We start from the raw sequence: 19,239 nt of genomic DNA on the forward strand, positions 1-19,239 counted from the left end.
CGTAACCGCTGTTTTCAGGCCACGGCCTTGAGCGGCTGGGGTGCGTAGGCCCAGGGCAGCAAGCCGTCGATCTGGCTTTGCGGATGGCCGGCGACGATGCGGGCGATGACGTCGCCGAGATAGGCTTGCGGGTCGACGGCGTTGAGCTTGCAGGTCTCCACGAGCGAGGCGATGACGGCCCAGTGCTCGCCGCCGCCGTCGGAGCCGGCAAAGAGCGCATTCTTGCGATTGAGCGCGATCGGCCGGATTGCGCGTTCGACCACGTTGGAGTCGATTTCGACGCGGCCGTCGTCGAGGAAGCGGGAGAGGCCCTGCCAGCGCGAGAGGGCGTAGCGGATTGCCTCGGCGAGCTTGCTCTTCTGGCTGACGAGGCCGAGCTTCTCCTTGAGCCACGACTCCAGCGCCGCGACGATGGGACGGCTCCTGGCCTGCCGGGCGGCACGACGTTCCTCGGCCGGGCGGCCGCGGATTTCGGCCTCGACCTGGTAGAGCATCGCGATGCGCGCAAGGGCTTCCATGGCGATCGGCGCCGGGCCTGATTGGGCCAGCTCGTAGAACTTCCGCCGGACATGGCTCCAACAGAAGGCCAGGCTCACGGCGTTGCGTTCGGCCAGGACCTTGTAGCCTGCGTAGCCATCGACCTGCAGCGTGCCCACGAAGCCTTGAAGATGCCGGATCGTCTGCTCGGCCTTGCGATCGGGCGCGTAGAGATAGGCAACCCCAGGTGGATCCGATCCGCCCCAGGGCCTGTCGTCGCGGGCATAGGCGAAGAGCTGGCCGGTCTTGGTCCGGCCACGTCCCGGATCGAGCACCGGCGCCGTGGTCTCATCGGCGAAGAGCTTGTCCGACGCCTTCAGGCGCTCGAACAGCCGCGCATGGACGGGCCGCAGCAGGAAAGCGGCCTTGCCCACCCAGTCGGCCAAGGTCGATCGATCCAGGTTCACGCCCTGCCGGCTGTAGATCTGGGCCTGGCGATAGAGCGGAAGGTGATCGGCATATTTCGAGACGAGGACATGGGCGACCGTGGCCTCCGTCGGGATGCCGCCCTCGACGAGGCGAGCGGGCGCTGGCGCCTGCACCACCACCTCCTCACACGCCCGGCAGGCGTATTTCGGCCGACGCGTCACGATCACACGGAACTGGGCGGGCACCACGTCGAGGCGTTCCGATATGTCCTCGCCGATGGCATGCAGCGCGCCGCGGCAGCAGGGGCAGGTCTTGTCCTGGATGTCGACGACCTGCTCGACGCGCGGCAGGTGTGCCGGCAACGATCCACGGTTGGTGCGCCGCTTCCTGGCCCGCTCGGCGTGCTTCTCTGGATCGGCAGCCTCCTCGCTGGCAAAGCCCTCGGCCTCGATCTGCTCGGCCTCCTCGAGCCCCAGCAGCAACTGATCGACCGGCAGGCTTTCAGCCCGGCGGCCGAACCGATGGCGCTGCAACTCCTTGATGATCTGGCGCAGCCGCTCGTTCTCAACTCGCTCCGCCGCGAGCATCGCCCGAAGCGCGATCGGATCGTTGGTCACAGGTTCGGCTGCGTCGCTCACGAAGCCGATTCAAGCATAGATTACAGAAGCTTGCCAGCACGAACCGGATCAGCTCGCCGCGACCGGAACCAGCGTTTCGCGCCGTTCGTGCACGCGGCGCCAGTCCAGGCCTTCCAGCAAAGCCTGAAGCTGAGCAGCGCTCAACCGCACGACGCCGTCGGCGATGGCGGGCCACTGGAACTTGCCGTCTTCCAGCCTCTTGGAGAACAGGCAGACGCCGGTCCCATCGAAGTAAACCAGCTTGATCCGGTCGGCGCGCCGGGCCCGGAACACATAGACTGTGCCCGAGAACGGATCGGCGCCGATGCTCTCGCGCACCAGCGCGGCCAAGCCCTCGGCGCCCTTGCGGAAGTCGACCGGCTTCGTCGCCACCATGACGCGGACCGCGCCGGTCGGGCCGATCACGAGCCGACCTTCAACGCACCGAGCACCGCGGCGATCGTCGCCGGAGAGGCCCCGTTCTCGATCGTCACCTTCACACCAGCGACGTCGATCTCGATCGCCGCCGCGCGCCGATGTTGTCGACTGCGCCGCTTTCGGCGCGGCGATGCAGCCGGCGGCTCCGCTGCGAGAACCGGTTCGGGAGTGACAACCGCCGGTACGAAGGCCGGCAGCGTCTGCGCGGCCTTGCGCGCCTCGCGGCGCCAGGTGAACAACTGCTGCGGCATCAGGCCATGCCGGCGCGCGACCTCGGAGACGACCGCTCCAGGAACCAGCGTCTCTTCAAGAATCCGCGCCCGGTCGTCGGCACTCCAACGCCGCCGGCCTATCGCGCCGGTGATCACCTCGAAGCGGCGAACCTCGCCCTCAGGCTCAAGTCTATGGTCAAGCCTAGACACAAAACGACCCTCCAAATCAGGATCGTCAGAGTGGGCGCTCAACGCGCTGCGAAGAAGGTGCGGTCGGAACAGCGCTTACGTTAGGTCGGAAAATAACAAGCATGCTCGAAGGGGCTTAGCCTCCAACCCGCAAACATGCAGACGGAGCTTCCGGCGGCCTTTGGCCGACGGCGGCAGAACTCAACGATTGTAGAAGGCTGAGCGCGACGCCAGTGATCAAGACGTTTCAGTCGCCTTTCATTGCCCGCTCAATTGCGGCAACAAGCTGGGCCTGGTCGAAAGGCTTCCCGAGCCGATGCAGGTTGGACAAACCTTCGTCGTCGGGCAGTTCGGCATATCCAGAAGCCAAGACAATTGGAAACCTGGGCCGAGAGGACCGCACACAGCGCGCGAGTTCTGCTCCCGTCATGCCAGGCATCGCATGATCAGTGATAATCAACTCGATCTGCTGATTTGAAGCTAGCACTTCTAAGGCCTTCGCGCCGGACATAACCTCGATTGCAGTATGGCCGAGATCCTCCAGCATGGCCGCTGTGCCCATTGAAACCAGGGCGTCATCGTCCACGACGAGAATCGTGCGGGAAACAAATTTTGAGCTACGGTGGGGAGTGGTGGCCGGCCCGGGTTCGACCTCCTCAACTGAGCCATCAGCGGAAACCGGAAGCCACAGGTCGACGCGCGTGCCTCGATTGACCTCGCTTGATAGTGCCAACGTACCGCCCGACTGGGCTGCAAGGCCGTGGACCATTGATAGGCCTAGCCCGGTACCTTTGCCCGGCCCCTTAGTCGTGAAGAACGGTTCAGCTGCCTTAGCGAGAGTGACCTCGTCCATACCAAGCCCCGTATCGGAAACGCTGATACAAACGTACGCACCGTGCTTGAGATTCAGGTACTGATTACTGGGCGAAATAATCTTATCTTCGGCATGGACCAAGATTGCGCCACCAGAAGGCATTGCGTCACGTGCGTTTACCACAAGGTTTAGCAAGGCAAGTTCTAGTTGATTTGAATCAGCCAGTACCTTAGATAAATTCTCTGGCAGCCTGCTTGACAGTTTAATGCCAGGACCAACCGCGCGTTGAAGCAGATTCTCCATATCATTGACAAGATTAACAATATCAACTGCCTGCGGCTTCAATTCTTGTCTGCGCGCGAACGCAAGAAGACGCTTTGTCAAAGCAGCGCCACGTTCGGCTGCTTGGATCGCGTTGCCAAGTAATCTTTCGGTTCGGTCTTCCTTCGGAATATGCTTCTTGAGCAGGTTCAAGCTTCCGAGAGCTGCCATCAGAAGGTTATTGAAATCATGGGCCACGCCACCCGTGAGCTGACCGATCGTGTCGAGCTTCTGCGCTTCGAACAACTGTGCCAGAGCTTCTTCGCGTTCGCGTGTGCGCTCCTCAATGCGTTGCTCCAGATTCTCGTTGAGGAGGCGAAGCTCGGCTGATGAGGCCTCTAGTGCGGCGGTTCGGTCAGCGACACGGCGTTCGAGCTCAGCATTGAGGCGTTCGAGTTCCCTGTTCTTGCGGTAGAGTTCGCAAAAGACCTTGACCTTCGCGCGCAGGACCTCCGGGACCACGGGAACCGAAACATAATCGACTGCACCGGCCTCGTAGCCACGTAGCCGATCAGGTTCGGCCATCATGATGGCGGAGACGAAGATGATCGCTGTCTTTTGGTAACGAGGGTGTTCGCGGATCATCGCGACGAGCTCGAATCCGTCCTGATCCGGCATGCATACGTCAACGAGGATGACGGCAACATCAGTTTTTAGAAGATGCTCAAGCGCCTCACGGCCAGACCTAGCCTTGATGAGGTTCTCGCCTAAGTGTTCAAGAATAACCTCATAGCTCAGAAGCTTCGCGGGCTGATCGTCAACCAGCAGGATATTGACCGGATCCATGGTTGGGATTCTCATCAGCGATGGAGCCACATCCGAAGAGCTGACAACAATTGCTCTGTATTCACCGGCTTCGCGAGATAGTCCGAGGCCCCGGCTTCCAAGCATTTTTCTCGATCCCCCTTCATCGCTTTTGCGGTAAGGGCAACGATGGGCAGGCGCCGCAGCGATGGATTCGAGCGAATGACCTGGATCGTTTCGTATCCATCCATGCCGGGCATCATGATATCCATGAGAACGAGAGCTATCTCAGGTTGAGAGTTGATTATTGTAATCGCTTCCGTCCCGGTCGTCGCCGTAAGTACTTTCATCCCGCGACGCTCTAGAACGCTGCTGAGTGCGAAAATGTTTCGCGCATCATCGTCCACGAGCAAAATTGTTTCGCCCTCGAGGTCTTCGTCCGAGCTATGCAGTCTCTCAAGCATCGCCTGTTTCGAGGGAGGAAGGTCGGACACGACTCGATGGAGGAAGAGCGCTGTTTCGTCGAGCAGCCTCTCAGGTGACTCGACGCCTTTCACCACGACGCTGCGCGCGATCGTATGAAGCTGCGCATCTTCCTCGGGTGAGAGTTCGCGACCAGTGAAGACAACCACTGGCACGTCAGCAATCGTTGCGTCGTCGCGGATTCGCTCCAGAACTTCAAATCCGGACATGTCTGGCAATTTGAGGTCCAGAACCACGCAGTCGGTCGAGCCCTCGCTCAGTACGTCAAGCGCCTTCGCACCAGTGTCTACACTGGTGATATCGATATCGGCGTGCCCCAGAAGCTCAGTCACGCCAAGGCGTTCGCTGTCATTATCTTCGACAAGAAGCAGGCGCTTCCGATGAGGCTCGGCATATGACTTCAGTCTTGAAAGCGCGCGGTCGAGGCCCTCGCTCGTAGCCGGCTTGTGCATGAACGCGAAGGCTCCGCGCGCCAGCCCGTGCTGACGGTCTTCGTCGAGGGTCACAATCTGCACGGGAATATGGCGTGTCGTCGGATCCTGCTTCAGCTGGCTGAGCACCGTCCAGCCCAACATGTCCGGCAAGAAAACATCGAGTGTGATTGCGGTGGGATAAAACTCACGCGCGAGCGAGAGCGCGTCGGCGCCCCGCATAGCGATGAGCACTTTGAACCCATTCGCATGGGCCAGGTCGACCAGAACGCTGGCAAAATGCGGATCGTCCTCGACCACAAGCAGGATCGAGTCTCCGTCCTGGATTTTGTCGCGATCATCGAGGAGCTGCTCGGCCGCCTTGTCCCCAAGACGCCCGGTCGTGAGTGCGGCGATTGAGACCGCGGYGGCATCCGTGAGGGTAGGCCTCATTGCGATCGGCGCGGCGCCGACAAAATTCAGAGGCAGATACAGCGTGAACGTGCTGCCCGCTCCCGGAGCGCTCTGCAACTGAATCTCTCCGCCCAGGAGATTTGCCAGTTCACGGCTGATGGCGAGCCCGAGACCGGTCCCACCATATTTGCGGCTTGTCGACGCATCCGCCTGCTGGAAGGCCTCGAAGATGATCCTTTGCTTCTCGGGCGGGATACCGATGCCCGTATCCGACACTTCAAAGGCGACAACGGAAGGGGCGTGCCGGAGTGACGGATGATCGACGCTCCAGCCACTCAGCACGGGCGAGACTCGCAAGCGGATTCCCCCATGGTCTGTGAATTTGAAAGCGTTCGACAGCAGGTTCTTGAGGACCTGTTGAAGGCGTTTGGAGTCCGTGATGATGCTGCGATCCAAGTCCGGGGCGAGTTCCACATTGAAGGAAAGCTTCCGAGCTTCCGCTTCGTGCCGGAACGGCCGTGTCAGAACATCGAGCAAGCTGTTGAAGAAAATCTCTTCGGCATCGACAGAGACAGTTCCCGATTCAATCTTGGACAGATCGAGAATGTCGCTGATCAGGTTCAGCAGATCTGTGCCAGCACCGTGAATCGTCCGCGCAAACTCGACCTGCTTGTCAGAAAGATTGCCCTCGGGATTTTCTCCGAGCTGCTGTCCGAGGATAAGAATCGAGTTGAGCGGCGTGCGCAACTCATGGGACATGTTCGCCAGAAACTCGGATTTATATTTTGAGGTCAGTGCGAGTTCGGTAGCCTTTTCCTCGAGGGCGCGCCGGGCCTGTTCGATCTCCTGGTTCTTGGCCTCGACCTCGACATTCCGTTCGGCGAGTTGCTGGGCCTTCTGTTCGAGCTGCTCGTTGGTCTGCTGCAACTCTCGCTGCTGGGTCTGGAGCTCCGTGGCGAGCTGCTGCGATTGGGTCAGGAGCCCTTCGGTCTGCATCGTAGCCTCGATGGAATTGAGAACGATGCCGATGGATGTGGTGAGTTGGTCGAGGAAGGAGAGCTGGAGCTCCGTGAAGCTTGCGATCGAGGCAAGCTCGATGACGGCCTTCACCTGGCCTTCGGACAGCACCGGCAACACGATTGCGTTTCGCGGCCGCGCCCTAAACACCCCTGAGCCGATCGGAGTGATCGTCTTTGGCAGGTCAGTGACGAGGATCCGCCGTGCGTCCTGCGCGCATTGGCCAATGAGGCCGTCACCCATCTGCAGCCGCGCGGGATGGCCGTTCGCGGGATCGTCTGCATAGGTCGAGAGAAGCCGTAGGACCGGCTGATCCGCCTCGGCCCCGACCTGATAGATGACGCCGTGCTGAGCCCCGACCAGCGGCGCCAACTCCGACAGCAACATGCGTCCCACGGTGGAAAGATCGCGTTGTCCCTGGAGCATGCTGGTGAAACGCGCGAGATTGGTCTTCAGCCAGTCTTGCTCGGTGTTGCGTTCGGTAGTCAGCCGCAGGTTGCCGATCATCGTATTGATGTTGTCTTTGAGCTCGGCGACCTCCCCCCGTGCCTCGACCTGGATCGAGCGCGTCAGATCGCCCTTGGTCACCGCAGTCGCCACCTCGGCGATTGCGCGGACTTGCGTGGTCAGGTTCGCGGCCAAGAGGTTGACGTTGCCGGTCAGGTCCTTCCATGTCCCTGCGGTGCCCGGGACATTGGCCTGACCACCCAGGCGCCCTTCGACCCCCACCTCACGCGCCACCGTGGTCACCTGGTCCGCGAATGTCGCGAGCGTGTTCGTCATGTTGTTGATGGTCTCGGCGAGGGCGGCGACCTCACCCTTCGAGGCGACCGTCAGGTTCTGCTTGAGGTCACCATTGGCCACGGCCGTCACCACCTTGACGATGCCACGGACCTGTTCGGTGAGGTTTGCAGCCATGACGTTGACCGTATCGGTCAGGTCCTTCCAGGTTCCGGCAACGCCAGGCACCTGGGCCTGGCCACCAAGCTTGCCTTCCGTACCCACCTCACGCGCAACGCGGGTAACCTCGCCGGCAAAGGCATTGAGCTGGTCGACCATCGTGTTGATGGTGTTTTTCAGTTCGAGGATCTCGCCCTTCACGTCGACGGTGATCTTGCGCGAGAGGTCGCCGCGAGCGACTGCAGTCGTGACCTCGGCAATGTTGCGAACCTGCGTGGTCAGGTTTGCGGCCAACAGGTTCACGTTGTCAGTGAGATCCTTCCAGGTACCAGCCACGCCGGGAACCACCGCCTGACCGCCCAGCCGTCCATCCGTTCCGACTTCGCGCGCTACGCGGGTGACCTCCCCCGCAAAGGAGCGGAGTTGGTCGACCATCGTATTGAGAGTGTCCTTGAGCAGCAGAATTTCGCCGCGGACGTCGACAGTGATCTTGCGCGAAAGATCACCATTGGCGATCGCGGTCGCGACCTCCGCAATATTTCGAACCTGAGCGGTCAGGTTGCCCGCCATCGAATTCACGCTGTCGGTCAAATCCTTCCAGGTTCCGGCGACGCCGGGCACTTGGGCCTGGCCACCCAGCTTTCCTTCCGTGCCGACCTCGCGTGCGACGCGCGTGACTTCCCCTGCGAACGCATTGAGTTGGTCCACCATGGTGTTGATGGTATTCTTCAGTTCGAGGATCTCGCCTTTTACATCGACGGTGATCTTGCGCGAGAGATCGCCGCGCGCCACGGCAGTGGTAACCTCAGCGATGTTGCGGACCTGGCCCGTCAGGTTCGACGCCATCGAGTTGACGTTCTCGGTTAGATCCTTCCAGGTCCCGGCGACGCCCGGCACCTGGGCCTGGCCACCGAGTTTGCCCTCCGTGCCCACCTCGCGCGCTACACGCGTCACTTCCGACGCAAAGCGATTGAGTTGGTCCACCATTGTGTTCAGCGTTTCCTTCAGCTGAAGGATTTCGCCTTTCACGTCGACGGTGATCTTGCGCGAAAGGTCCCCATTGGCGATCGCAGTCGAGACCTCGGCAATGTTGCGGACCTGCGCCGTGAGATTCCCGGCCATCGAGTTCACGCTGTCGGTCAGGTCCTTCCAGGTTCCAGCGACACCGAGAACGTTGGCCTGGCCGCCGAGCCGCCCTTCCGTACCGACCTCGCGGGCGACGCGCGTGACTTCGCCGGCGAAGCCGTTCAGCTGGTCGACCATCGTGTTGATCGTCTCCTTCAGCTCCAGAATTTCGCCGGACACCGTCACGGTAATCTTCTTCGAAAGGTCGCCCTGCGCCACGGCGGTCGCTACTTCAGCGATATTGCGGACCTGACCGGTCAGGTTCGAAGCCATCGAATTCACAGAGTCGGTGAGGTCCTTCCAAGTTCCCGCGACACCCTTTAGCTGGGCTTGACCACCGAGCTTGCCTTCGGTGCCAACCTCCCGAGCCACGCGGGTGACCTCTGATGCGAAGGCGTTAAGCTGGTCCACGGTGGTGTTGATCGTCTGCTTCAGCTGGAGGATCTCACCTTTCACATCGACGGTGATCTTTTTCGACAGGTCGCCATTGGCGATCGCTGTCGAGACCTCGGCGATATTGCGAACCTGGGCCGTCAGGTTGCCGGCCATGGAATTGACGTTCTCGGTCAGGTCCTTCCAGGTTCCAGCGACGCCGCGCACGTTGGCCTGGCCACCAAGGCGCCCCTCCGTGCCGACCTCACGCGCAACGCGCGTCACTTCCGAGGCGAAGGCGTTGAGCTGGTCGACCATCGTGTTGATGGTTTCCTTGAGTTCCAGGATCTCGCCCGACACGGTCACTGTGATCTTCTTCGATAGGTCGCCATTGGCGATCGCCGTCGAGACCTCGGCGATATTGCGAACCTGGGCCGTCAGGTTGGACGCCATCGAGTTGACGTTGTCGGTCAGGTCCTTCCAGGTTCCCGCGACACCCGGCACTTGCGCCTGTCCCCCAAGACGCCCTTCAGTGCCGACCTCGCGCGCGACGCGCGTGACTTCACCGGCAAAGCCGTTGAGCTGATCGACCATCGTGTTGATGGTCTCTTTGAGTTCCAGGATTTCTCCCGAGACGTTCACGGTGATCTTGCGGGAAAGATCGCCGCGAGCCACCGCTGTCGTCACCTGAGCGATGTTTCGGACCTGAGCAGTGAGGTTGCCGCACATGGCGTTGACGGAGTCGGTCAGGTCCTTCCAGGTGCCTGCGACGCCGGGGACGAGGGCCTGCCCTCCGAGCTTGCCTTCGGTTCCCACCTCGCGAGCGACGCGCGTCACCTCCGAGGCGAAGGAACGAAGCTGGTCCACCATCGTATTGATGGCTTCCTTCAGCTGCAGAATCTCCCCACGCACGTCGACGGTGATCTTCTTGGAGAGGTCGCCATTCGCAACTGCGATGGTCACCTCGGCAAGATTGCGGACCTGAGCCGTCAGATTCGAGGCCATCGAGTTGACGCTCTCGGTTAGATCCTTCCAGACCCCGGTGACTTCCCGGACCTGCGCCTGGCCACCCAGCTTGCCATCTGTGCCGACCTCCCTTGCGACGCGCGTCACCTCCGAGGTGAAGACACTGAGTTGCTTGATCATCGTGTTCACGATGGTCGCCGAGCGCAGGAACTCTCCCTTGAGCGGACGCCCGTCCACGTCGAGCGGCATCGTCTGGAGGAGATCGCCCTTCGCGACTGCGGAGATCGTGCGGTTGACCGCGGCGGTCGGCCACAGAAGGTCGTCAATCAGCGCGTTGACGGAGTTTTCCATATCCGCCCAGGCGCCGGCGGACAGTCCAAAACGCACCCGGGTTCGCGTCTTTCCATCCCGGCCGACAACTTGACCCACATGTTCCAGTTGTTCTGCCATTCTTTCATTGGCAGCGACGATGTCGTTGAAGGCATCGGCGATCTTGCCGGCTAGACCGATCTGGTTGCCCCGCAGCCTGACGGAGAATTCCCCGCGGCGCATCGATTGGAAGGCATTCAGAAGTTCATCCAGGTCAACCACCGAGCCGTCCGTGGCCGATGTTGCGCCGAATTCAGGATTGGCTGCCGGCAAGGTGGTCTGCCGCTGCTTGGACAGAGCCTGATCCTTGTCACTTCCAGCATGGTTCATGGGAGTTGGCTCCGCTCGGTATCAACCACAAAGTGATCTAGGCGCCACATTTCCAATCCGGGTCGCACAGCACGCTCAGCACGGATTTGGGAGGCTATCTTAACGTGTGAGCTCAGCAGTACGCGAGAGCGGCGCTTCGCTCGGCACGCCCCGACAGCCGGGTCGGTGGCGGCAACGTTGCGCGTACCTCACGCCCCTCCACAGAGCCCTTTGAGCGGAACCGGCGGCACCCAGAAATAGATCGAGCGGACTGCTGCTACAGCACGTCGACCGATTGTTAGATGACTGAAGCTTCAAGGCTACGGCCATGAGCGACGGGAGCGACGGCTCAAGGCAGCTGGCAGAGGTAGAATTGCGGATGTGCAAGCCAAAACCTCCAGGATGCCATCAGTGCATTCGAACTGAGCTCACGACGAAACGCCCCAAATCCGCCTTGGTTCCAACACATGTAAGGCAGCGACGGACTCAGGCGTAAGGTCTCCGGCCCACTCTTGGACCAGTCTATCGATTACGTCCGAAGTCAGCCCCTCCCTCCACTCCTCCCCCCATCTGCTTCGAACACCTTCACGCCGCTTGCTGGTCGTCGGGGCTGGCTCGCTCCCAAACTCGGGCACGACCCACGAGCCGTCCCGCTGATCTGGACCCTTGAACAATGGGCATGAGAGCGGTTGGGGGGAACAAAGGACTTGCCTCCCGGTTTTACTTTTTTGATGGAGGCCCAGCACAGTCGAGCTGCGTGCTCGAACATCAAGAACCGCCGAGTGCCTACATCGAGGAAGCTACGCCACAAAGGAACATTTGATGCCCTCAGGCAGAGGCCGGCTAATGCTGCGCCACAACTATTCTATCCCTGGCCTTTATCAATTCGAGGCCGCTCGGCGAGAAGGCATCTGGGAGGGATCCTTTACCGGGAACATTAGCCACATCGATCGCTGTGGGATGTCGAGCGAAATGGAACTTCACTGCGTCGGCGGACTCACCCTCACAGTTTCCGTGACCATTTACAGCGGGGCGGTGCTAACTTTCACTGCGCCGCGCGTAGAGAGCGCGAGTATCGTCCTGCCACTCGTTATGGAACGGAAAGCAGGCTCAGGTTAACGCCGATTGTTGCTCAGTGAGCTGCTCACGTCCGCGTGAATTTCCCTAATTTTGCATTCCATTGGTGGGTGCACATGCCCTCGGCTTGGAATGGCTCTTGTTGACGCACATAGCCGGCAACAAGCGAGCCGGGACAGATATTACGGGCATCTCGACCGATTTCCGCCATCCATCCCAGGATTTCGACGTCTGAGATCGTCGGGGATGGTCAAGTCGGCATCAAACACCTCGATGGAGGACGTCGAGCCCGCTGCCTAATTACTTAGAGACATGGGCTCTTAGACCATCCGAAAGCTGGTCAAAGCCCGCTTGTGCGTCGCAAGGCGGCCTCGGCTTCCAAAGTAGAGACGCGCGCCGTCGGCTGGTAATTGAAGCCCCCTTGCCGCCCGAACGACTCGATCCCCATTGCCCTCAGTGCCTGGATGGCCTTTGCGGCCTTCTGATCCGCTCGCCCTTTGTAGATCGGGTAGGCATTCTCGAGGAAATGGCTTCCTTCGAGCTTGAGATCTCCGGCGAAAAGCCCGTTAGCCGCCACATGATCTCGGAAGTCCTTTTCGGCTTTAAMGACCGATCCCTGGATGTGGTTGGCGATGACCTCGACGGCAAAGTACTCCCGATYCCCGCGTCGCCCATAAAAATCCGAGTACACGGTCAACCGCTTCCAGGCCCCCTTGTGAGAAAAATTATAGAGTATCGCTTCTCCGAAACCGCGTTCACCCGAGAAGCTGAAATACAAAGTCAGAAGCGTGATCGTTCCGAGCTTGTCCGAGATCGGCAGATTGCACAGCGCTTCGATCCTCATGAGGGGGATCGTCGAAATGACGCGTTCGGCCAGGATGACCTTGTCGTCCAGGGCGAGGCAAAAGTGACCGTCGCGCTTCTCCAACCGAAGCATCCTGGCATGCGTGACGATGGATGCGCCGCGTTTCGCCAATCGTGCAGCAGCAACAGCGTACAGGTGGCCATATCCCTCACGCGGACGCGCAAGCTGGCGGTTCGTGGGTGGTGGTTGCTTCCGCTTTACCAGACGGGCCAGCAGGGACCTCAGCGAGCTGTGCTCGCTGATCCAGAGCATCCTTTTCCTAGCCAATTCGATGTCGATCTGGTCGGACGAAACGCCATAGAAGCGCGTCATATACGAATCGAGCCCCGATCTTTGCAGAAGCCGGTCGCCGATCCAGAACTGCGCGAATTCCTTGGCATTCCGCATCTTCCGTCGGAAGATGCGCGCATAGAGCACAGAGGCAAGGATCTTCGAAATTTCGATCGGCCCGGCCGCGAGGATGTCATCCCTGACCGAAATCGGATAAGCGGTCACGATCCCTTGCGGTGTCAGCCTGCTCCAGCTGGGATCGATCCGCACATAGTGTTCAAGTAGCTCCGGGAAATGCTTAAGGAGCGGTGAATCGTCCTGAAATATGATGCTGCCGATATCGAAGGTGTACCCGTCTGACGACCAGTCGATGTGATTTCCGCCGATATGCGGATATTCATCGACGATGATTACCCGCTCGCAGCCCTGCTCCAGAAGAACGGAAGCAGATACCAGTCCGGAAATCCCCGCGCCAAGCACGACCGCATCGCATCGTTCTGTCACGGCAGGGGGATTCGGGAGCGCAGACCCTTGCATAGTGATGACCGGTTAAAGGGCTGGAAAAGCACAGTATAGGCAAGGCGCCATACCCCTAAAAGCAAATCAATCTAGCACCGCTTGCTCAATCGCCAGGCAGATTCGCGCTGAATCGCGACCAGCCATCCAGTTTTTTTTAAATTTTGCCTCTCCTGAAGGCACGCAAGTTACGATGCTCGACTATCGATCCCTGCTAGCGAAAACCACAAGATCAATCGCGCTGTAATAGAAGCGATCCATGCGGTTGGAGCGACTCTTGCAGGCGCACCAGCACGGCCGCGCACCAGGTTTAGCGGTTCAGCTGCGGACGTAAGAGAAATGACAGACACATGACCAGAGCTCGGATTCTCTATGTCCTGCCACCGACAGGGAAATTTGCCGGAATCGAGCGGGTGGTCGACGAGATCGCAAATACGATAGCCGTCGACTACGGATCGCGGTTCGAGATTGCGGTCCTGCATCTGTCGGACTACGGCGACTATGCCATTGGGCCACGCGCGTACACGTATCTGAAGGGCTCGATCCGCGGACGTATGCATCAGATGGGCGTCCTGCGCCGGATGATCGGGCATGGGAACTATGATCTGGTCGTCGTGCCCCAAATCGAACCGACAGCGATCGTCTGGGTCGCGTGCCTCGGCCTCGGTCCGCGTCTGGTTCTCCACCTGCACGGAAACCCGCGGCACGAGAACACTCATCCCAAAGCCAATATCCTCTTTGGCATTTTCCGAATGCTCGTGCTGGACCGTCTGGCCTACGTCTTCGGCACCAGCCCAAAGCAACTCATGGCCTTCGGACGGGATTTCCCGGGAGCGGCGAGCCACTGGACCCCAAATCCCGTCCGCGAATTCCCGGCCATGGAGCGCGAGGCACGCGATGACGATGACCCCGTCGTCTTTGTGAACGTTGGACGCTTTTGCTTTCAGAAGGGGCAGGACCTAATTATTGAGGCGTTCGCCGACGTCGTTCGCCTACGTCCGAAGGCCAGACTCGTCCTGGTCGGATACGGCGAGGAGAAGGCTGGGCTGCTTGCTCAGGCCAGTACCCTCGGGATCGCGGATTCGGTGAGCTTCGAACATCACCCGCAGGATCCCGTTCGTACGCTGGCGGCTGCCGATGTCTACGTCTCGCTGTCGCGCTGGGAGGGCTGGAGCCTTGCGATCTGCGAGGCTTTGCGTGTCGGATTACCGGTGGTGTCGTCGGATTGTGAATTCGGCCCGAGCGATATTCTGACCGACGAGCGGCTGGGCCGACTCGTCCGGACGGACGACAAGGCCGGTGCGGTCGAGGCGATGCTCTACTATCACGACAACATCGTTGCCGAGCGTGCATTCGCCGAGTTTCGTTCGGCTTACGTCGCGCGTTTCGATGTCGCAAAAGTGGCGGCGGAGCACGCGCTGGCTCTTACGAAGGCCGCCGGCCGCCCAGTCGCTGGCGCCCCCCGTCGCGAGGTAGGGAATCCGTGGGACGGGCGAAGATCCGCATGACCGTCAGCGGAACTGTGACGCTTCACTGGCACTGCGTTTGCAGATCGCCTCGGCTGGCACGGTTTTGCGCAGGAGCCCGGCTGCCAGGGCGAGGCCCGGACCCCCGTCGAAGGGCGGACCATGTGCCCTAACCAAATAGAGGGCTTCGCGATGGCCGCGTTACTGAAAATGAGTTCTGCCGCATTCCTGCTCGCCGCATTCGGCAGCCAGCAGATCATTTGGGCGCAGCCTCGCTCGGACAGCTGCGCCTTGCGCCCGGTTCTGCTCGAGGAGTTCGACACCCTCAGCATCGCGGCCCGCACGCTCGGCCCCGCGCGCTGGACTGCCCACACGCCGTGGAACGGCGACTTTGGAGACGCGCAGTTCATGGATCCCGGGCCGCAGGGGCCATTCCAGATCGAAAACGGCGTGCTCGTCATAACGGCCTCAAAGACCCCCGACGGGAAGTGGAAATCCGGGCTGATCGCTGGGGCCGACGCGAGCGGAGCCGGTGTCGGCGCTCAATACGGCTATTTCGAAGTGCGAATGAAGATGCCCCCGGGCCCGGGCACCTGGCCGGCGTTCTGGCTGGCGCCGCTCAAGCCTGCCAACAGTTCTGACGGGGATGTTGAGATCGACGTCATTGAATATTATGGGCAGTTCACGGCTGCTTTCCAGTCCGTGGTACATGTTTGGTACAAGGACCTCACAAGGAAGAGAGGTCAGGCCAAGGTCATCGATGTGAAGGACGGAGCGCTTGTCGCGGACTTTCACACGTTCGGAGTGGATATATCCCCGAGCAAGATTACCTTCCTCCTGGATCGGAATGAGGTTTGGTCCTACCCATCGCCACCTGAGCTCAACAGCAAGATGTACCCACTGGTCAATCTCGCATTGGGAAGCGGCTGGCCGATCGACAAGACGCCCAACCCTTCAAAGCTCTACGTCGATTATGTGCATGTTTATGAGCGGGGTTCCGGGCCGCCTGAAGGCTGTCCTGTCGGACTGCCGCGATAGGGGGTTAAACAGCGCAACAGGCAGCGCATTCGCACCGCAGCGCGGGGTGCGGACAAGGCTACCGGTCTGCCATGTCGTCATCGGCTTGTGGCGCCAATGGGCGAAGGTGCTGCCCGAATGCCGGGCAATAAAGCGGCCTAAAGCGAGGCGTGGGTGTCGAACCAGCCCGGAAGCGGGCCCCGGTAGCCGGTTGCAGCCTTGTAGGCCGTCGATATCACCCCCTTCGCGACGCGCGGGAGTTTCGAATAGACCGAGCGATCTCCGAACATCCGGTATCTGGCAAAGATCGCCTTGTAGGATGCGATCGCCTGGTCCCTTGTCAGCCAGGGCTGAGGGATGTCTTCTCCGAACGGGCCCGAGGCGCATTCCATGAAGGTATAGGCAATCGGCTTGCCGTCGACGGTGCGCACCTGAACGGTCCGTCCGGGAATGCTCCGTTGCTGAACGACTTTGAACTTCGTATAGCCGAGCCGTTCAAGGAGATCGAATTCCTTGATGAGCTCGTCGAAATCGACCTTTTCCGATTCAATCGAAAGATAGTTCGGCCGCTCCGGGAACTCCCGCAATGCATCCAGAACCAGAATATCGACCCCTTCGACGTCAATTTTGACGTAATGAGGGACCCCGAAGCGCGCGAATACATCCGGCACGTCGATCCTGGGCAACTGGATGGCTTCGCTTTCAAAGCCACGGGCCGCATTGCGATAGGCCCAATCGGGCTCGATGGTCCCCCAGATGGACGCGCGCGGGTTCCTGTAGAAGGTCACCGTATCACCGGCTGAAGGCGGCGCGATTGCTCCTTCGACGATGTGGAGGCGACCTACCTCAAGCTCATCGCGAAACTTGAGCCTGCATTCCTCGATCAGCTGCGGATTGGCTTCGACCGCGACAACACTGAAGCCCTTCTTCAGGTAGAATTCGGTATCTTCGCCTCGGTGCAGGCCAAAGTCGTATACAAGATTTGAGTTCACCTGCGATCTCCATGTTGCGCGGCGACTGGCGACAGGGCTGTATCTCAGCGTTCGTGCACCGTGCCGGGCTGCCGGGTCTCGGCGCGAACGAGTTCGCGACTGATCTCGACATGTCTGCGAATGTAGGCATCCAGGTTAGCCGGCCCCTCGACGACCCGCACCTGAGCACGAGCTGTCATCGCCAAAGAAGTTTCGCGCTGCGCAATGACACGCGCGATTGCGGCCGTTAAGGCGCCAGCATCTCCGACCGGAACAAAGATTACCTCGTTGTCGGTAAAATAGGAGCGCAGGCCTCCGGCATCGGACGCGATGACGGGGACGCCGGCCAGAATGGCCTCCAGGATGGCGGTGATTCCACTGGCGTGGGCATTTTCTGTAAGCGGGACGACGGCGACTGATGCGCGTCCGTATGCGGCACGCAATTGGTCGTTCGTCTTGGCGGGCCACATCCGGACATGCGATCGTGCGAGCCCCCTGTGCCTCCCGGCCGTATGAGAGAGAATATCGACTTCGACGCCTTTGAGATCGTTGACTGCGGCGATCAGCGTCTTCCAGTCTCTATGGCGGTCGTTTCCGACGGCAACAACCGAAGCCCTCGCTCCCGTCGCCTGGACTGGTTTGGCGAGATCTTCGCACCCGATTCCGAAATGCAACATTTCAATTCGCTTGTCAGGAAAGAGCTTTCGGGCGATCTCGGCGTTGGCGGTGGACAGCGTCGTCAGAACATCCACGCGGCGGATCAAGAAGCGGTAAAGCGCCCTCCTGATCGGTCCAAAGCGCGGCCAGCGGTCAAACAGCCATACGCTCTGGCCTATTAGCTTGGGGCCATTTCCTCGCACGATGAGCAGCGCCGACACCGCCAGGAACTGCGATTCAGTATGTGTCCACACGACATCGGATCGAAAGATCGCATCTCTCTGGGACACGGCATGGGCCATGTCGAATCCCAAAATCACCCTGGCACCGAGGCGCACCAGGCGACCGAGCATGCCTTCGTTCCGGGATCGTGAGAACCTCACGCGGCAGCCCATCAATCCGGCTCTTCCATAACCATAGGGCGTCATATCGTTCCGTCCGACCAGGGTCCCGTTCGCCCAGGCCTCACGCCAGCCATCCGCGTCCTTGTCGTAAGCTAAATGGGCAAACACGCTGATCGGCGGGTCGTTGTGAGCTTCCCAACCGCGGCCGCCGACTGCTGCGCCCCGAGCAGTGCATTTCGTCTCATCCGATAGCAACATCTTCAACTCCTCGCGCCCATCGCCGGTCTGGCGGGCCAAGGGCTCTGTTGGTCTGGCCGCCGGTCATGGCCCACTTACCCCGGCTTGGGGCGGCGCCGAGCTATGGAAATGGTGGGCAAGCTTCACGAATAGCCTTCGTGCCGTTTGAGGCGCTCCGTCAGCAGCACGAGCAGAATGCCGATCCCCAACCCGGCCGCCTTGACCATAGAGTCGTGGACGGTGCCGTGACGGCTCGGTATCCAGTTCTGCGCCACCTCCAGCAGCGCGACCGAGGCGAAACCAGCCGCGAAAATGACGAACCGATGCCTCGGGTACCCGATCGCGAACGCGGCGGCAGTGAATAGATACGCCAGGATCCGCTCCAGATCCGGAAAGCCTCCGGGGATGGCTGGCCGCTGCTCGATCCCCGAAAGGGTTGCGTAGACGATGATGCCGGCCAGCACCCAGCCCAGAACACGGCAGAGTTTCCGGGACGCTACTACTTTCCCGAATGCTCGAAGCCATGGGCGCGCGCCCGTCGCCGGCGAAATCCCGGATTTTAGCAGGGCGGAGCCTAACTTAGATCCCTCGATCTGTGCCCGCCAATCTCCGAGCATCGCACGCTGGGTCTGGAGTTCGGCCAGACGCCGTTGGCAATTGCTCATCTGGGCTTCGGCCTCGACAAGGCCAGCCTCATCCTCCGCCTCGCGTTCGTAATAGATGCCGTCCTCATTCCCCATAAGTTCAGCGGCCTGCATGCGGGCCGCCTCCAGGCGGCGCGTAAGTCCGTCCACTTCACGATTGATCGACGCGAGCGTAGTGACCAGAACGTTTCGGATGGGACGCATCCGATGGATATCGGTTTGAAAGTCCCGGTCTTCGCCTCGAAAGCGCAGTGGACGTGACAATGCCGATCCCCTGTCCGCAGACGGCGGAGACGGCGACTGCCGCCTCACCAGCAGGTGGCTCAGCAATTCATGTGCCAAATGGGCTTAGCAGACAGGCAGGCCGTACTGTCGCCGGCTCAGGGGCGCGGCCCCGTGTCCAAGGTACGGGGAATGACACGAGGCGTTTCTGCTTCCCTTGCCGCGCTGCGGGAGCGCCTGGCGCTGAGGATAACGCTGAGAAGGCCAACCGTGGCGCTGGCTGCGACCGTTCCCAAGACCATCGCCAAGAGGGCGCCTTGCGCCCAAAAAAGCCAGATCGTCAGCCC

The 19,239-nt window shown here is 60.6% G+C and carries 11 protein-coding genes; 2 read left to right on the forward strand and 9 right to left on the reverse strand.

From position 1 onward, the window contains the following. Positions 1–14 precede the first annotated feature (14 nt). The 6 genes from tnpC to AC1DW9_RS31710 form a co-directional block, all read right to left on the reverse strand. Entirely contained in the window at positions 15–1,493 is a 1,479-nt protein-coding gene (gene tnpC, locus AC1DW9_RS31685) for an IS66 family transposase (RefSeq protein WP_476776734.1), read from the reverse strand. Between the two features lie 99 nt (positions 1,494–1,592). After that, on the reverse strand, positions 1,593–1,949 hold the full coding sequence (gene tnpB / locus AC1DW9_RS31690) for an IS66 family insertion sequence element accessory protein TnpB (RefSeq protein ID WP_476776687.1): 357 nt from the start codon (positions 1,947–1,949) through the stop codon (positions 1,593–1,595). Then, the gene (gene tnpA / locus AC1DW9_RS31695) at positions 1,946–2,383 is read right to left on the reverse strand and encodes an IS66-like element accessory protein TnpA (RefSeq protein ID WP_476776686.1); all 438 of its coding nucleotides are present in this window, start codon (positions 2,381–2,383) and stop codon (positions 1,946–1,948) included. The genes tnpB and tnpA overlap by 4 nt, the downstream gene beginning before the upstream one ends. 226 nt (positions 2,384–2,609) lie before the next feature. Next, the gene (locus tag AC1DW9_RS31700) at positions 2,610–4,283 is read right to left on the reverse strand and encodes a response regulator (RefSeq protein WP_476777400.1); all 1,674 of its coding nucleotides are present in this window, start codon (positions 4,281–4,283) and stop codon (positions 2,610–2,612) included. 14 nt (positions 4,284–4,297) lie between these two features. Further along, positions 4,298–10,519: a HAMP domain-containing protein gene (locus tag AC1DW9_RS31705; protein ID WP_476855299.1), complete on the reverse strand. Its 6,222-nt coding sequence runs from the start codon at positions 10,517–10,519 to the stop codon at positions 4,298–4,300. Positions 10,520–12,023: 1,504 nt separating this feature from the next. Further along, positions 12,024–13,355 (reverse strand): NAD(P)-binding protein, encoded by a 1,332-nt coding sequence (locus AC1DW9_RS31710; RefSeq protein ID WP_476855294.1) that lies wholly within the window; start codon positions 13,353–13,355, stop codon positions 12,024–12,026. Between the two features lie 392 nt (positions 13,356–13,747). On the opposite strand from AC1DW9_RS31710, the gene AC1DW9_RS31715 reads away from it, so the two are divergent. Together AC1DW9_RS31715 and AC1DW9_RS31720 are read left to right on the forward strand one after the other, a co-directional pair. After that, the gene (locus tag AC1DW9_RS31715) at positions 13,748–14,842 is read left to right on the forward strand and encodes a glycosyltransferase (protein WP_476777402.1); all 1,095 of its coding nucleotides are present in this window, start codon (positions 13,748–13,750) and stop codon (positions 14,840–14,842) included. A gap of 150 nt (positions 14,843–14,992) precedes the next feature. Beyond that, positions 14,993–15,838, forward strand: coding sequence for a glycoside hydrolase family 16 protein (locus AC1DW9_RS31720; protein ID WP_476777403.1), 846 nt, complete (start codon positions 14,993–14,995; stop codon positions 15,836–15,838). 137 nt (positions 15,839–15,975) lie between these two features. On the opposite strand, the gene AC1DW9_RS31725 is transcribed toward AC1DW9_RS31720, so the two are convergent. The 3 genes from AC1DW9_RS31725 to AC1DW9_RS31735 form a co-directional block, all read right to left on the reverse strand. Then, the gene (locus AC1DW9_RS31725; RefSeq protein WP_476777404.1) at positions 15,976–16,809 is read right to left on the reverse strand and encodes an FkbM family methyltransferase; all 834 of its coding nucleotides are present in this window, start codon (positions 16,807–16,809) and stop codon (positions 15,976–15,978) included. 44 nt (positions 16,810–16,853) lie between these two features. Further along, positions 16,854–18,086 carry a glycosyltransferase family 4 protein gene (locus AC1DW9_RS31730; RefSeq protein ID WP_476855295.1) on the reverse strand — a complete coding sequence of 411 codons (1,233 nt, stop codon included), beginning with the start codon at positions 18,084–18,086 and terminating at the stop codon, positions 16,854–16,856. Between the two features lie 83 nt (positions 18,087–18,169). Then, on the reverse strand, positions 18,170–18,934 hold the full coding sequence (locus AC1DW9_RS31735) for a hypothetical protein (RefSeq protein WP_476855296.1): 765 nt from the start codon (positions 18,932–18,934) through the stop codon (positions 18,170–18,172). Positions 18,935–19,239 lie beyond the last annotated feature (305 nt).

Source organism: Allobosea sp. P4_E12 (genome assembly GCF_056401655.1).

What these genes read in the sequence shown, in the direction of transcription:
- tnpC (WP_476776734.1), bottom strand. Translation starts at nt 1,493, where the DNA reads ATGCTCGCGGCGGAGCGAGTTGAGAACGAGCGGCTGCGCCAGATCATC.
- AC1DW9_RS31720 (WP_476777403.1), top strand. Translation starts at nt 14,993, where the DNA reads ATGGCCGCGTTACTGAAAATGAGTTCTGCCGCATTCCTGCTCGCCGCA.
- AC1DW9_RS31700 (WP_476777400.1), bottom strand. Translation starts at nt 4,283, where the DNA reads ATGGATCCGGTCAATATCCTGCTGGTTGACGATCAGCCCGCGAAGCTT.